Genomic DNA, 16,468 nt, shown 5'->3' with positions numbered 1-16,468 from the left:
GAGACTGTAAAAAACTCTGTGTAAGTGGCATTCTTAACCTGTTGAAAGGAATGCAGAATGCCAATAACAGACAAACTTATCGATCAGCTGCTTGATGGCTGTGATTCTCCAGATGATATCCTCGGCGAAGCCGGGCTGCTTAAGCAATTGACTAAAAAGGTCGCAGAACGCGCCTTGAATGCTGAGATGGAACAACATCTCGGCTATGCCAAACATGCGCAAGAGGGCCATAACTCCGGTAATTCCCGTAACGGTAAATCCAGCAAAACTGTGCGCAGCGTTCACGGTGAAATTGACCTGGATATTCCCCGTGACCGCAACGGCACCTTTAGCCCTAAGCTGGTCAAGAAAGGTGAGAAACAGCTTGGCGGCTTCGATGACCGCATCATATCGCTGTATGCCCGAGGCATGACAACCCGCGATATTCAGGCCCATTTTGAGGAGTCCTACGGCGTAGATGTATCCGCGACATTTATCTCGCAAGTCACCAATGAAGTGCTGGACGAAGTGAAGCAATGGCAGCAGCGCCCGCTTGATTCGGTGTACCCCGTAGTTTATCTCGATTGCCTGGTTGTACGTAGCCGTGATTCGGGTGCTGTACAGAATAAATCTGTATATCTGGCCTTGGGTATCAACGCGGACGGCGAGAAAGAATTGCTCGGTCTCTGGATGGCTCAAACAGAGGGGGCGAAGTTCTGGCTGTCGGTCATGAATGAGCTGAAAAACCGAGGCGTGCAAGATATCTTCATTGCCTGTGTCGATGGCCTCAAGGGCTTCCCAGAAGCAATCGAAGCCGTATACCCTAAAACCCAAGTGCAACTGTGTATCGTGCATCAAATCCGCCACTCACTGCGATATGTCAGTTGGAAGCAGCGTAAAGCCATCGCGGCCGACCTGAAACGCATTTATGGCGCAGCGACTTTGGCCGAGGCTGAGTTAGCCCTGACCGAGTTTGCACAGAGGTGGGATGACGAACATCCGAGCATTAGCCTGTCCTGGCGTAACAACTGGGAGCGGCTGAGCGTGTTCTTCGATTATCCGCCGGAAATCCGCAAAGTGATTTACACCACGAACGCCATTGAGTCGCTGAATGCTAGCCTGCGTAAAATCACGAAAACCAGGCGCTCATTCCCGACGGATGACTCAGTGATGAAGATACTATATCTGGCACTTCACCAGATCTCGAAGAAATGGACAATGCCCATCAGGGACTGGAAAGCGGCCATGAGCCAGTTTATGATTATGTACAGTGACCGTGTATCACTATGACAAACAGCCACTTACACAAAAGATCTTACAGTCTCCTTGTGATCAAGAGACAGCTATAAAAGCGGCTTAATATAATGATTCACAAAAACCACTTACTGTTCCCAGTAAGCTTGTTCCAAGCAATCTTCACGTTCTGGTAGACCACGGGTTAAGCGTGGTGAGTGCTGTACCAATACTTCGTAGCTGGCACGGTTTGCATACTTGCTGATCTGCGCCAAAGACGAGTAGGTGATCGCCGCATGCTCATGCTTGGCCGAGTTAGGCACATTCAACTTATGGTATTCGTTCGCACTGATATCGTGGAGCACGGCGGCTAGGGCGCAGTCGCCGGCACCATTGGTGTTTTTAATGCTATCCGGTCCACCCATAAACGGCGCGGTATGGCTGTAGGCTTTAATTGGAGTGTCGCAGTCCTGCTTGCGCATGGCTCGGGAAAACTCATAGCGATTAAAGTCGGCAATGGCACCAGGCAATAACGGATACTCGGTTTCACGCTGGCATGACTCATCGACATAACCGGCCATAAACATGCCTTTTTCACCTGCGGTACAGATCACTAGATCAACCCAGTCCAAGGCCTTGTCGGCGGCCAATAGGGGATCTTCAAAACCTGTGATGGCTTCCCCTTCTTCCTCATTCATGGCGAGGATATCAACGTGCTTTTGGACAAACTCAGCCCACCATTTGGGGTCTTGTTCGATCAAAAAGCGGGTGCCCAGAGTCAGTACCACGGGGACGCCGGCATCATTGGCGTATTTTACCGCCTGCATGGTGGCGTCGGTCATGGTTTCAGCTCCTTGAGTACGCATAAGGTAGGCGCTGATCACAAGAGCCGAAGAGTCTTCAATAAGCTCTTTATCTATGGACTCGGGACGAAGGTGGTTCATTAACCCGGCACTGATGGCAAAGGTGCGCTCGCCACTTTCATCAATCAGGGTAAAGCAGCGGCCGATAGGGCCATCCACGGGCTGCAGATAATCCAGGTCAACACGACTTGAGGTGTTGCAGAGGAAACGATAGGCGTAGCTGCCTATTTTGATGTTCTCACTCATAACCCCAAGCAATACCGAGCGATCATCGGCCAGCACAGAATAATTGTGCATGGTATTGCCTATGGTGCCACCGGCAAACTCGTAGTCGATCATCTCGTTAAGTTTAAGACGATCGTACAAGGCATTGGTGGTTTCACTGTCGATCACCTGAGACATGCCTCGACGTAGACCAAACTCATCAAGAAAAGCTAAATCGACCTTGGCTTCAATATCGACCACGATCTGATCAATACCGACTATGTAGCTGCGCTTAAGACGCGACTCGGCATTGATTTGATTGGTAAGTGGATCTTTCTCTTCCACCGGAAAATAATGTTTGTGTCTTCGACGACCAGGAAACTTCATGACTTACCCGTTTGCGGTATTCATAGAACAAAAAAAGCGGCGAATTATATCTTAATTTAGCCAGTGCGGGCTATGGTGATACTTATAAAATTACCGCTTTTCGCGATATAATCGCGTCTTTATTGTAGTTATTTGAGCATATATGACGAAGTTTGACGATCAATATTGGATGCAAAAGGCTTTGGAGTGCGCGCAACGTGCTGAAGCTATTGATGAAATCCCTGTGGGCGCGGTGCTTGTTAAAGATGATAAACTTATCGCGCAAGGGTGGAATCAATCTATCACGCTCAACGACCCATCCGCCCATGCGGAAATGATGGCGATTCGCGCTGCCGGGGAAGTGCTCAATAACTACCGTCTGATTGATTGCATCCTCTATGTGACCTTAGAACCTTGCTCCATGTGCGCTGGGCTTTTAGTGCACAGTCGTATTAAACGTTTAGTTTTTGGCGCGTCTGATCTTAAAACCGGCTCAGCGGGTTCGATTATGAATCTGGTGCAGGAGCCAAGGTTAAATCATCAGCTTGAGGTGACATCTGGGGTATTGGCAGAGGAATGTTCGGCGCAGTTATCGGCGTTTTTTAAACGTCGTCGGCAAGAGCATAAAGAATTGAAGAAAGCGCGACAGCAGCGCACGGAGGAGAATTAAGACTCCGCCATACGCTGTTGCTCTAGCTCTTCCATTTGCTGGGCGGCAAACATACGGCAGCGCCAGAGGATTTTACTGTGAGTGTTCTTTCTTAACACTCGGCGACGTTTGGCGCTAGAAAATAGCACGCGTTGTTTAAAGCTATGCGTTCTGCGACGTTTCAACATAGTACTGCTCCTGAAAGTGAGAGGGGGAGAGCTACCATCACATCACCTTTAAGTGACAGTTTTATGGCATTCCTGCTGATTCTTCCGTGGCGCTAGCATTGGCAACACCCAAGGCTTGGTTTTCATCTAACCATACCAAGGTGTCGTAGTAGCGCCTTATATTATCTACGTAGGTTACGGCAACATCTCCACGCGCATAACCATACTTTGTTGTTCGATAATAGCGTTTCTTCACCAACAGCGGTAGGTATTTTTTAACGTCCGCCCACTTGTCCGGATCGTCGCCGCCGCGCTCGGTCAAAGCACGGGCATCGTTCACATGACCCCAGCCAACATTATAAGAAGCCAGGGCAAACCAGGTGCGATCCGGTTGTGGAATGCGATCCGGTACACGCTCCAGTAAATAACGCAGGTATTTGGCACCGCCATCAATATTTTGTTCCGGCTTAAGGCGGTTTTTTACCCCCACCTGTTTGGCGGTAGGCAAGGTCAGCATCATGATGCCGCGCACCCCGGTGGGCGATTTAGCGCGGGGGTCCCACATCGACTCTTGGTAACTAAGCGCGGCCAGCAGACGCCAGTCGAGCTCATGGGCATATTGCTTAAACCAGGGCGCGTATTTGGGCAGAGTATCGGCCACGGCCTCAATAAAGGCCAGGGTATTCACATAGTTGAACTGACGTACATGACCAAAGTATTTTTCTTCTAACGCATAGAGACGGTTGTTTTCTTTTACCTCGCCGAAAAACTCTATCATCAGGGCATAAAGAGAATCATCGTCGTCTTTGCGCATTAACCAGGCAATGGGGTCGTTACGAGTCACCGAAAAACCGATGCTGAGATTGGGGTGATAACGACGAAACAGTGCCAGGGTATGAGAGTCGGCCAGGGTGTAATCAATTTCGCCATCAATAATGGCCTGCAGCAGCTCGGATTCATCCAGTTCATCTGTTTCATTCCAGGTGAGCTGCGGAAATTGCTTTTGTGCTCTGAGCAGACTTTGCGAGTGGCTGCTGCGCGCTAAGACGGTGAGCTTGCCTTCTAGGTCCTCGAAATCTCGTGGGCGAGGGCGCCCTTGTTTATACACAAGTTTTTGGCTGATGGTGCGATAACTTGGGCCAAAGCGATAGTGCTCGGCCCGGCTCGGTGAGTAGCCTATCCCCGAGGCTATAAGATCTAAAGAGCCGTTATCGAGGCGGGCAAACATATCGCTGAGGCTGAAAAAGGGCACTATATCCAGCTCAACGCCCATATAGTCGGCAAACTCCTGCGCCAGCTCATATTCAAAGCCTTGTTCGCCCTGAGTGCCCTGATAATAGTTACTGGCGCCAGCCAAGGTACCCACTCTTAGGGTTTTGGTGTGATAAATATGTTCCAGTTGCGTTGGTTGTTGTGGCTCACTACAGCCAAAAAGTGCCACTAAAGCAATTGATAACAAAAATAATCTCACAGCCAGCCCCTGTCGCTTTGTAAGCTACTCTTATAACAAAACCAAGGCCTTGCGTCACCACTACTTTGCGGCAATAGGAGTAACATCATTAAATGCGGACAATCGTCCTTGTTGCACCCCCTTTAACTCGCATTTTAAGGGAAATTAAGTATAATGCGCGGCAACTGTCGTTCAATCCTTAACCCCGGATGATAATACCTATGTTGATCCTTCGCGGTGCGCCAGCACTTTCCGATTTTCGCGTTCAAAAAGTGCTTACTCTGTGTAAGCAAGCAAACCTTCCCGTAACCGATGTCTATGCCGAGTTTATGCACTTTGCCGACCTAAAAGCAGAGCTAAGTGCCGACGAGCACACTAAACTTGAGAAGCTACTGACCTACGGGCCGCATATTCCAGAGCACGAGCCGCAAGGTACGCTGATCCTGGTAACACCGCGTCCAGGCACGATTTCACCTTGGGCTTCTAAGGCCACCGATATCGCCCATAACTGTGGTCTAACTCAGGTTCACCGCATCGAGCGCGGTATCGCTTACTATGTTGAAGGTGACTTAAGCGCCGAGCAGCAGCAAGAGGTTTCTGCACTGCTACACGACCGCATGACCGAAGCGACACATAGCACACTTGAAGAAGCCAGCAAGCTGTTCACCAATGAGCAGCCGCGCCCAATGTCATCGGTTGACATTCTTGGCGGTGGCCGCGAAGCGCTAGCAAAAGCAAACGTTGAGCAGGGCTTTGCCTTAGCGGACGACGAAATCGACTACCTGGTTGAGAACTTCCAGAAGCTAGGTCGTAACCCGAACGACATCGAACTATTTATGTTCGCCCAGGCTAACTCTGAGCACTGTCGTCACAAAATCTTTAACGCCGATTGGACTATCGACGGCGTAGAGCAGCCGAAATCGCTGTTCAAAATGATTAAAAACACCTACGAGCAAAACAGCGTAAACGTATTATCTGCTTATAAAGATAACGCCGCAGTAATGAAGGGCTCGGTAGCGGGTCGTTTCTTCCCTGATTTTGTAGGTGAATACACTTATCATCAGGAAAACATTGAAATCCTGATGAAGGTTGAAACTCACAACCACCCAACCGCTATTTCTCCTTTCTCTGGTGCCTCTACCGGTTCTGGTGGTGAAATCCGTGATGAAGGTGCAACGGGCCGTGGTTCTAAACCAAAAGCGGGCCTAGTTGGTTTTACCGTATCTAACCTACGCATCCCAGGCTTTGAACAGCCGTGGGAAACCAAGTACGGCAAGCCGGGTCGCATCGTTGAAGCGCTAGATATTATGATCGAAGGCCCACTGGGTGGCGCGGCGTTCAACAACGAATTTGGTCGTCCAAACCTGCTAGGTTACTTCCGTACCTATGAAGAATTAGTAAACAGCCACAATGGTGAAGAGGTACGTGGTTACCACAAGCCAATCATGATCGCCGGTGGTCTGGGTAATATCCGTACCGAGCACGTACAAAAAGGTGAAATCCCTGTTGGTGCCAAGCTAATTGTACTGGGTGGCCCAGCGATGAACATCGGCCTAGGTGGCGGTGCTGCTTCATCTATGGCCTCGGGTCAATCAAACGAAGACCTGGACTTTGCCTCTGTACAACGTGAAAACCCAGAAATGGAGCGTCGTTGTCAGGAAGTGATCGACAAGTGTTGGCAACTAGGTGATGACAACCCAATCGCATTTATCCACGATGTGGGCGCGGGCGGTCTATCAAATGCCTTCCCTGAGCTGGTAGACGACGGTGGCCGTGGTGGTATTTTCGAGCTTCGTAATGTACCAAACGATGAGCCGGGCATGGCGCCACACGAAATCTGGTGTAACGAATCACAAGAGCGTTATGTACTTGCAGTAGCAGTAGAAAACTTCGAACGTTTCGAGCAAATCTGTAAGCGTGAGCGTGCGCAATATGCGGTTATTGGTACAGCGACCGAAGAGCGTCATCTGCGCGTTGCCGACTCACACTTTGGCAACAACCCGGTAGATCTTCCTCTGGAAGTACTACTTGGTAAAGCACCTAAGATGCACCGTGACGTAACGTCAAAACAAGCACAAGGTGAAGCGCTAGAGACTGCTCAGATTACAGTAAATGACGCGGTTCAACGTCTACTTCGTCTACCTGCGATTGCAGAGAAAACCTTCCTTATCACCATAGGTGACCGCTCGGTAACCGGTTTGGTTGCGCGCGACCAGATGGTTGGCCCTTGGCAGGTGCCGGTAGCGAACTGTGCGGTAACAGCGGCAGCATTTGATACCTACCATGGTGAAGCCATGTCTATGGGTGAGCGTACCCCTGCGGCACTGCTTAACTTTGGTGCTTCTGCTCGTCTGGCAGTGGCCGAGTCACTGACCAACATCGCTTGTGCGGATATAGGTTCACTAAATAACATCAAGCTATCTGCAAACTGGATGGCTGCAGCGGGTCACCCGGGTGAAGATGCGGGTCTTTACGAAGCGGTAAAAGCCGTGGGTGAAGAGCTGTGTCCAGCACTTGGCCTGACTATACCGGTTGGTAAAGACTCAATGTCAATGAAGACCACCTGGCAGGATAACGGTGAAGACAAGGCGGTAACTGCGCCACTATCGCTGGTTATCACTGCATTTGGTCGTGTTGAAGACATTCGTAAAACGGTAACGCCGCAGCTGCGCACCGATAAAGGCGAGTCAACGCTACTACTTATCGACCTTGGCGCTGGCCAAAACCGTATGGGTGCATCTAGCCTGGCTCAGGTTTATAAGCAACTTGGTGACAAGACCCCTGACGTTGATAGCCCAGAGCTATTAAAAGGCTTCTTCGAAGCCATGCAGGCGCTTGTAAGCGAAGAGAAACTACTTGCTTACCATGACCGTTCAGACGGTGGTTTATTCGTAAGCGTTGCGGAAATGGCGTTTGCTGGTCACACAGGTGTGACGCTTGAACTAGACGCGCTAGCCGGTTCTGACCTTGAAGTGCTATTCAACGAAGAGCTAGGTGCGGTAATTCAGGTTCGCAATAGCGACCTGGACGCGGTTAAAGCGGTACTTGCTAATCACGGTCTTGCGGCAATGAGCCACGAGATTGGTACCTTGAACCAGGCCGACCAGCTAATCATCAAGCGCGGTGGTGCTGCACTTGTTGATAACAGCCGTACCGAGCTTCGTTTAGCCTGGGCCGAAACCACGTATCAGATGCAGTCTCTACGTGACAACCCAGCCTGTGCACAGCAAGAGCATGACGCAAAAGCGGATGCGAAAGACCCAGGTCTGAATGTGAAGCTAAGTTTCGACATCAATGAAGATGTTGCTGCGCCTTACATTGCCACCGGTGCTAAGCCGAAAATGGCTATCTTGCGTGAGCAGGGTGTTAACTCTCACGTTGAAATGGCGGCAGCATTTAACCGCGCAGGTTTTGCGGCCATCGACGTACATATGAGCGACATCCTTGAAGGTCGTTTGACTCTTGAAGAGTTCAAAGGCCTGGTAGCTTGTGGTGGTTTCTCATACGGTGACGTACTAGGTGCCGGTGAAGGTTGGGCTAAGTCGATTCTATTCAATGATATGGCTCGCGAGCAGTTCCAAACCTTCTTTGAGCGTCAAGATACTTTCAGTCTAGGTGTATGTAACGGCTGTCAGATGATGTCGACACTACGCGAATTGATCCCAGGCACTGAGCATTGGCCACGTTTCGTAACCAACCAAAGTGAGCGTTTCGAAGCCCGTGTTGCTCTTGTTGAAGTACAAGACAGCCCGTCTGTGTTCTTCAATGGCATGGCCGGTTCACGTATGCCTATCGCTGTTTCTCACGGTGAAGGTCGTGCCGAGTTCGCAAACGATGCGGCAATCCAAACCGCGGTTAACTCAGGCACAGTTGCGGTTAAATACGTAGACAACTACGGCAACCCAACCATGCAATATCCGGCGAACCCGAATGGTTCTCCAGAGGCAATTTCAGGTATTACTTCTACCGATGGTCGTGCCACCGTGATGATGCCACACCCAGAGCGTGTATTCCGCGCTGTGGCTAACTCATGGCACCCGGATGAGTGGAAAGAAGATAGCCCGTGGATGCGTATGTTCCGTAACGCACGTAAGCACATTGGCTAATACCTGGATTAATTTCTGGGTAAATTACCAAAGATAACAAAAAGGCTGCAGTTGCAGCCTTTTTTGTGTGCGGCGCATTCAGTTTCTCCGTGTTAGTATTAAGCCAAAGGTTAAGGTTAAGCTAAAGGAAGGCTATGCTGCGTAAGGCTTTTTTAATAATACTCGGGGTGATCCTGGTGCTCGTAACCGCGCTTGCGGTGGCCTATGGATTTCGCAGCGAGCTCACCCATATGCTGGCCAAGCATTATTTGCAGCATCAGGGCGCCACGCTGACCTGCGCACGCTGGCAATGGGGCTCAGGGCTGCTGGCCATAGATGCGGATCGCTTGTGCCTGGAATATCAGGGGCATTCCTTAACCCTGGAAAAAGTCACCTTAACTCCTTCTTCCTTACATATAGACAAGGCTTTTGTGCTGGCAGGCCCTATAGCCGCCAGTGACAGCCAAGAGCAAGAGGCCAGCCCCTGGCAGCCTGCACCCTTGGCTTTATTACTCCCCCTTAAAAGACCCTTATTGAGCATAGCCGAGGCCAGCGTCAGTTTCACCGATTTCAGCCGCCCCATGACCTTTGCTATTGAAGAAACGCAAATCAATCATTTTCAAATCACAGGTGATATCCAGGGCCATTGGTTGCTCAAAGCCGATGCCATTGAGGTAGACGTAGCCCTTGCACGCGACTTTGCCAAAGTGCTCGGCGACTATATTAAAACCCAGCAAAACCATGCCCTAGACTGGCATGCGGATGTGGCCCAATTAGCGCTCAAGGGCGAGTTTTGGGGTAATAGCCTGGATGCGACTTTAGCCCTGCATCTTGATGGCGAGCTGCGCACTGAGCCCCAATGCCTATGGAAGCTTGCAAGTCGGGGACAGGTGCATATTCAATCCGACGACATGCAGCAATACCGTATTACTGCCCAGCAATTACAGAGTGAACTGGGCGCTCTAAGCCATTGTCAGACCTTGGATAAGTACAGTGCCTACCTAGGAGAGCTGGCCGAACAGCCTTGGCAACTGAGTAGTGGCCAAACTATGACGGTTAATATGAGCGGTGAGTTTAGCCTGCCCGCACTAAGCATGGCTAACCGGGCGGGGCAGCAGTCAATCCTGATTGAAGCAAACAACAGCCAGGGCAACTGGCAAACCCTGACTTTAAGCAGTGAGTATCTGTTGGCGGCGCAATTAGACAGTATCGGCTCGTTGCAAAGCCAGGGCACCTTGACAGATAAGCAGGTGCAGGGGCACTTTCTGGGTCAAGTAGCATTACCACCACAGCAGGAACTTAAATTTAAGCCGCTGCAGGCACAAGGCCAATTTGGTTACGATTACCAAGGTTCGGCCTGGTTGCGAGGCGATGTAAAAACACCCGCCTTAAGCTATCAGGATTATCAGTTAAAGGGTCTGTCGCTGACCCTGGATGCAGCCCTGGGCCTTGATGGCCAGGTAGAAGCTGAGCTAACTACCGCAGTGGCGGCGCTTAATAGCCCACAGTTGAAGGCGCGCACCCTGACGCAGCAATATCAAATTGGTGCCAATGCGCTCGGCAAGGGCGAGCGACAGGCTAAGGTTGAGATGCAAAGTCAGCTAGCGGATCTTGAGGTTCAAGGTGTGCGTGTAAGTGGCCTTAAGCTCGACAGCAATTTGGCCATCAGCCGAGTTATCGAGGGTACTCATCTTGCTTCTTGGCAAGGAGTTGAGGCGCTACTTAAACATAACTGGAGCGACAATGCCCACGCCTTGAGTGTGGTTGTTAATGACACCGAATTAAGTAGCTTTATGCCCCTGATGCAGCAACTTGAACCCGAACTGGTACTTGGCGACGGCACGGTTTCCTTGCATCTTGAGGGCGATGCGCTGCTAGAGCGCTTTGACTGGCAAATGGATATCAATAACGCCGAGGTTTTGTATCAGGACTACCTGGCTCAGTCTCTTAACATGGCGCCCGCAGGCAGTGTGAATTCAGGCGCACTTCAGCTCGAAACGACTAAGTTTACCCTAAGTGAAGTGCGTGCCGGCCCAATACTTAAAGAGGTATCAGGTGAGCTGGGGATGGATAAGGATTTCTATGTCAGCCAGGTGCAGGGCAAGCTATTTGATGGCAGTTTTGCTTTGGATAAGCTCTATTTAACTGGCCTGGAAAAGGAGCGCAAACTGGCCCTGCTGCGCCTTGATGGGATCCGCGCCGAAAATGTTTTGGCCCTGGAGCCACAACAGGGCATTAGTGTAAAAGGGCTGCTGGCCGCCGAGCTGCCGCTGCGTTTTAACGAGCAGGGGGTGAGCATAGAAAATGGCCGTGTTTATTCCCAGGCTGCAGGCAAGTTGACCATAGATAACAATGCTGCCTTTAATGCAGTTAAGGAGCAGCAGCAACAGCTAGGGCCCATGTTGGCCATGCTGGAGAATTTAGACATCAACAGCATTAATGCCGATGTTGATTTAACCAATGATGGTTGGTTAACAATGGCGATGCAATTGAAGGGAAAAAATCCCGAGCATCAACAAGAAGTTAATTTTAACTATAATCATCAGGAAAATATCTATACCTTATTCAGAGCGCTGCGCTTAAGTGACGAAATCACCAAAAGAGTAGAGCGAGAGTATCAAGCGAAGGAGTAAAGCAATGAGTACGCGAATGCTGGTGGCCTTGGTCGGCGCTTTAACCTTAATGGGCTGCACCCATAAGGTTGAGGTGGAAAGTAAAGAGCCGATCACCATCAACCTAAATGTGAAAGTGGATCATGAAATCCGCGTTAAAGTAGACAAAGAGCTTGATGAGCTTTTTGGTGACGACAGTGAGCTATTTTAGGAGGCGAATATGAAACTAGTTAAATGGAGTATGTTACTCAGTGCCAGCATGTTGGCCTTTAGTGCCTGGGCACTGACCCTAGATCAAGCCAAAGCTCAGGGCATTGTTGGCGAAACCAGTAATGGTTATTTGGAGTTGGTGCAAAGCTCTGCCGAGGCGCAGCAGTTGATCACAGAGATCAATGCCAAGCGTAAGGCTAAATACCTGTCTATGGCCAAGAAAAATGGCATCAGCCTAAGTCAGGTTGAAGCTTTGGCCGGTGCTAAAGCCATTGAAAAGACTGCCGCCGGGCACATGGTTAAGGTCGATGGCCAGTGGCGTAAAAAGTAGTACCTTAAAAAGTATAAGCCAAAGATATAAAAACAGCGCTATGTAGACCATGACGCTGTTTTTTTATGGGCAAAAGAATGTGTTAGCTTACGGCTTAAGCGATAAGGCGCTCGGCCAGGCTTAGCTCCATGGTTGCTTTAAGCAAGCGGTAAAGATTAATCGAGGCATCGATCTCTTCTTTACGATTGGTTAAAGACTCAATATTCAAACCCAAAGGCACACCTAAATGGGCACAGCTGCGTAGAATTAAATCCAGGTTCTCACGGCAAATACGCACCGACTCACTTAAGGTGTTGTCGGCATCGAGCATGCGCCACTTGGTCGCCTCAGGTACGGAAATCCCTAACCACTGCATAAAGTCCAAGGTGGTTTCACCGCCGCAGGGCGTAAAGGTCAGAATAATACGTTGAGGGGTCAGCCCTTGCTGGCGACAACTACGGGCATAGCTGGTGATCAAATCTATGGTCGCTTGCGCATTGTAGACAGCTTGCGAGATAAAGAACTTACAACCTTGCTCTGTCTTGGTTAACAGACGTTCGTGTTCATTACCCTTGCTGGCATGGCGCTCGGCTATGGTGACACCACCTAAAAAGAAATCATGGTCGTGTGCATTAATATGGGTGTAAGCATCATTTAGGCTTAGTTTAACTTCACCGCTTGAGGATGGGCTGCCAACTAATACCAGGTTATTGAGCTTATATTCCGTATAGGTAGTGTCTAACCATTGATTAAACTCGCCGGCGCTGCGCTGGGCCACGCTTTTATAAGTGATCACATCGAGTTGCGATAAGCGACGCAATAAACCACTGTAATGACGCGGGTCTATGGTTTCCTTAAACGGGAAAGGGCGGGGTGCATTGGTGCGACTGCTTTCATCCTGAATATCATAAACGATAACACCGTCGTACTCGATTTCATGCAAGCGGCCTAATAGCTTCTCGGCAATGGCTTGCAGCTTGGTATCGTCTGTGCCTGTCTTCGGTGGTGTGGTGCCGATAAGGTAAACCCCTTGGCGGGGGTCTTCTATTTTCTCTTGCAGTGTTAGCGCCATGATCCTCATTCCCATATGCAGTTAATGAAATTACTATAACAGCCATTTAGACGTCTAAACAGCTTTTTCTAGTGAAACTTACTCAAGGATGTTGAATTCCATTCAAGTTGCCTTGTAGGTCGGGATTTTATCCCGACAAATATGCGCATTTGTTGAGATGTCGGCGCACGGCACCAGCTAACTGCCTGTCAGTGTAGGGATCCTTAAACGTAAACTCCTTCAACCTGCTTTTGACACATTTTTTTACAGCAAAATAAGCCGCCGATTAAGCGTTTAGGGTGAATTTATTGCATAATGGATTGGTTTTGAAAATCAGATAACAATCAGACTTAAAGGATAGGAAGATGAAACTATCGGTTATTGCCTCGGGCATTGCCCTGGCGCTTACGCTAGGCGGCTGTCAAAGCACGCAGACAACGCAAACAAGTACCACAGCTGCAACGGCGCAACAGAACAATAAAGTATTTGCCCAGGACTACGTATTAGAAGAGCTAGACAATGGTCTGCGGGTGATGGTGGTAAAAACCGATTATCCCGATGTGGTGTCGCTGCAGATCCCTGTTTCTGTGGGTTCACGTAACGAAGTCGAAGAAGGCAAAACCGGTTTTGCTCACTTCTTTGAGCACATGATGTTTAAGGGCTCGGAAAAATTCCCCGAAGATGTCTACGCCGATATCATGAAAAACTCAGGTGTTGATAACCGCGCTTACACCACCAATGATTACACCAACTACCACCTTAATTTCTCTAAGCAGCATTTAGACAAGGTGTTGGAAATCAAGGCCGATGTATTTCAAAACCTTAGATACAGCGAAGAGCAGTTCCGCACCGAGGCGCTGACGGTTAAGGGCGAATACCTTAAAAACAATGCCAGCCCAATTCGCAAGCTGCTGGCGGCGGTGCGCAAAGAAGCCTTCGATAAACACACTTATGAGCACACTACCATGGGCTTCTTTGAAGATATCGAAGCCATGCCGGATCAAAGTGAATACGGGCAAACCTTCTTTAAGCGTTTCTACAAACCAGAGTATGTGTCTTTGGTTATCGTTGGCGATGTTGACCCCAAAGAAACCATTGCCATGGTGAAAAAGCACTGGGGCAACTGGCAGCGTGGCGACTATCAGGCTGATATTCCGGTAGAGCCAAAGCAAGCTGCACCGCGTTATGTGCATGAGCAGTATGAAGGCTTACCGGGTCACTGGCTGTTGGTTTCTTACAAGGGTACCGAGTGGAACCCAAATACCAAGGACCGCGCCGCTTTGGATCTGCTGTCACAGCTTTATTTTTCTGAAAACTCAGAGCTATACCAACAGCTGGTGGTAGAAAAGCAGATTGCTTCGCAAATGTTTACCTACAACCCGGAAACCAAGGATCCGGGTCTATTGCATGTATTCGTTAAGGTGGATGACGAAGAAAACCTGGCAGTGGTACGTGATGCCATTAATCAAACCTATGCCCAGGCGCGCACCGAGCTGGTAGATGAAGGCAAGCTGGCGGCATTGAAATCAAATGCAAAATACAGCTTTATTAACAGCCTGGACTCATCTCAGGCAATCGCATCAACGCTTGCCAGCTATATGCACTTCGAGCGCGATCCTGAGGTGATCAACGCCCTGTATCAAAGTGCCGACAGTGTCAGTGCTGAAGATATTCGCGCCATTGCTAATCAGTACTTCACCGACAACAACCGCACTACGGTCACCATGTCGGCCAAGGATGCAGTCGCCGGTTTTGACGCCGAAGTGCAGCTTGATACCCTGGTAGCTGATATCAACAACAAGCCGACAGAGCAGCTATTTACCGTGCTGGATAAAACCAACAGCTCGCCACTGGTTGACGTAAACTGGTTATTCTACACCGGCGCTGCGGCCGACCCTGAAGGTAAAAAGGGTGTGGCGGCCTTAACTGCGGCCATGCTGGCCAAAGGCGGCAGCCAGTCGATGAGCTACAAGGAAATTCAAAAAGCCCTGTATCCCATTGCCGGCAGCTTTGCTTATCAAATCGATAAGGAAATGATCTCGCTGCGCGGTCGCATCCACAAGGATAACGCCGAGCAGTGGTATGAGCTGGTCAGCGATCAATTACTAGAGCCGGGCTTCCGTGAAGATGACTTCGCCCGTTTAAAGAAAGAGCTGATCGATGGCATCGAGTCGGGTCTTAAAGCCTCTAACGATGAAGAGCTAGGTAAAGAAGTGCTTTACGCCGAGCTGTATCAGGGCCACCCTTATGGCGCCTACAACTACGGTGACTTGTCTGACTTAGAAGCCTTGACTCTGGATGACGTTAAAGCCTTCTACGCGAAGAACTTCACTCAACGTAATCTGCACCTGGGCCTTATCGGTGCCGTGCCTGAAAAGGTTAAAGCGCAGATGATGAGTGACTTGCAAGGCTTACCTGCCGGTGAGCAAGCTCGCCTAGATATCCCTGATGCACCAGCACTGAGCGGCCATCATGCCACCATTATTGAAAAGAGTGCTAAGTCGACCGCCGTGTCTTTTGGTTTCCCAATTGAAACTACGCGTTCAAGCAAAGACTGGACGGCGCTGTGGTTGGTTCGTTCCTTCCTCGGTGAGCACCGTAACTCAAATGCCAAGCTGTATGAGCGTATTCGCCAGGTGCGTGGTATGAACTATGGTGACTATGCCTATATTGAGTACTTCCCGCGCGGCATGTTCCAAACCAAGCCGGATGCTAACCTGGGTCGCTCCGAGCAGATCTTCCAGGTCTGGTTGCGTCCGCTGCGCTCTAATAACGATGCCCACTTTGCTACCCGTACCGCATTGCGCGAGCTGGATAAGCTGATCAGCCAGGGTATGAGCGAGGTAGACTTTAACGCTACCCGTAACTTCCTGACTAACTTTTTGCCGCAGTTGGTGGCAAGCCAAAACCGTCAGTTAGGTTATGCTTTAGACAGCCAGTTCTATGGCACTGATAACTTCGCCGACTATGTGCGCTCACAGCTGGAAACACTTACAGTGGCAGATGTGAACCGAGTTATTCGCGAGAACCTGCAAACAGATAATATTCATTATGTGTTTGTTAGTGGTGATGGTGAAGATATGAAGGCGCGTTTAGCAAACGAGCAGGTTTCACCGCTTAAATACAACACCGAAAAACCAGCAGAGCTAGTGGCCGAAGATAAGCAAATCGAAAGCTACAAGCTGGCTATTCCAAGCAAAAACATCAAGGTTGTACCTCTGGAAGAAGTGTTTAAGTAAGTAGTAGAGAAAACAAAAAGCCGCTCAATCGAGCGGCTTTCTTTTTATGC

At 49.7% G+C, this 16,468-nt stretch carries 11 protein-coding genes; 7 read left to right on the top strand and 4 right to left on the bottom strand.

What is annotated here, in order from left to right; translation table 11 throughout:
- Positions 1-57: 57 nt before the first annotated feature.
- Positions 58-1,269, top strand: a complete 1,212-nt coding sequence (locus WCN91_RS15040) for an IS256 family transposase (RefSeq protein WP_342679031.1) — start codon at positions 58-60, stop codon at positions 1,267-1,269.
- A gap of 92 nt (positions 1,270-1,361) precedes the next feature.
- Here the strand turns inward: WCN91_RS15040 and WCN91_RS15035 are convergent, their stop codons facing one another.
- Positions 1,362-2,666: an inosine/guanosine kinase gene (locus tag WCN91_RS15035; RefSeq protein ID WP_342680176.1), complete on the bottom strand. Its 1,305-nt coding sequence runs from the start codon at positions 2,664-2,666 to the stop codon at positions 1,362-1,364.
- A 142-nt stretch (positions 2,667-2,808) separates the two neighbouring features.
- Here WCN91_RS15035 and tadA point away from each other — a divergent pair, with 142 nt between their 5' ends.
- On the top strand, positions 2,809-3,315 hold the full coding sequence (tadA, locus tag WCN91_RS15030) for a tRNA adenosine(34) deaminase TadA (protein WP_342680175.1): 507 nt from the start codon (positions 2,809-2,811) through the stop codon (positions 3,313-3,315).
- On the opposite strand, the gene WCN91_RS15025 is transcribed toward tadA, so the two are convergent.
- Both WCN91_RS15025 and mltF read right to left on the bottom strand, forming a co-directional pair.
- Positions 3,312-3,482 carry a hypothetical protein gene (locus WCN91_RS15025; RefSeq protein ID WP_342680174.1) on the bottom strand — a complete coding sequence of 57 codons (171 nt, stop codon included), beginning with the start codon at positions 3,480-3,482 and terminating at the stop codon, positions 3,312-3,314. The genes tadA and WCN91_RS15025 overlap by 4 nt on opposite strands.
- Positions 3,483-3,543: 61 nt before the next feature.
- On the bottom strand, positions 3,544-4,932 hold the full coding sequence (gene mltF / locus WCN91_RS15020; protein ID WP_342680173.1) for a membrane-bound lytic murein transglycosylase MltF: 1,389 nt from the start codon (positions 4,930-4,932) through the stop codon (positions 3,544-3,546).
- A 200-nt stretch (positions 4,933-5,132) separates the two neighbouring features.
- Here mltF and purL point away from each other — a divergent pair, with 200 nt between their 5' ends.
- The 4 genes from purL to WCN91_RS15000 all read left to right on the top strand — a co-directional run bounded on the left by purL (position 5,133) and on the right by WCN91_RS15000 (position 12,149).
- On the top strand, positions 5,133-9,017 hold the full coding sequence (gene purL / locus WCN91_RS15015) for a phosphoribosylformylglycinamidine synthase (protein WP_342680172.1): 3,885 nt from the start codon (positions 5,133-5,135) through the stop codon (positions 9,015-9,017).
- Between the two features lie 134 nt (positions 9,018-9,151).
- Complete coding sequence (locus tag WCN91_RS15010) at positions 9,152-11,629, top strand: intermembrane phospholipid transport YdbH family protein (protein WP_342680171.1); 2,478 nt, start codon at positions 9,152-9,154, stop codon at positions 11,627-11,629.
- 4 nt (positions 11,630-11,633) lie between these two features.
- Positions 11,634-11,819, top strand: a complete 186-nt coding sequence (locus WCN91_RS15005; protein WP_425416044.1) for a YnbE family lipoprotein — start codon at positions 11,634-11,636, stop codon at positions 11,817-11,819.
- Positions 11,820-11,828: 9 nt separating this feature from the next.
- A complete protein-coding gene (locus WCN91_RS15000; protein WP_342680170.1) occupies positions 11,829-12,149 on the top strand; it encodes a YdbL family probable chaperone protein in 321 nt (106 codons plus the stop codon).
- A gap of 94 nt (positions 12,150-12,243) precedes the next feature.
- Here the strand turns inward: WCN91_RS15000 and WCN91_RS14995 are convergent, their stop codons facing one another.
- On the bottom strand, positions 12,244-13,200 hold the full coding sequence (locus WCN91_RS14995) for a methylenetetrahydrofolate reductase (protein ID WP_342680169.1): 957 nt from the start codon (positions 13,198-13,200) through the stop codon (positions 12,244-12,246).
- A gap of 344 nt (positions 13,201-13,544) precedes the next feature.
- Here WCN91_RS14995 and WCN91_RS14990 point away from each other — a divergent pair, with 344 nt between their 5' ends.
- Positions 13,545-16,418 (top strand): M16 family metallopeptidase, encoded by a 2,874-nt coding sequence (locus WCN91_RS14990; protein ID WP_342680168.1) that lies wholly within the window; start codon positions 13,545-13,547, stop codon positions 16,416-16,418.
- The last annotated feature ends 50 nt before the right edge of the window (positions 16,419-16,468 follow it).

Source organism: Pseudoalteromonas qingdaonensis (assembly GCF_038739665.1).
Classification (GTDB): Bacteria; Pseudomonadota; Gammaproteobacteria; order Enterobacterales; family Alteromonadaceae; genus Pseudoalteromonas; species Pseudoalteromonas qingdaonensis.
This window is presented reverse-complemented; position numbering and strand designations above follow the sequence as displayed.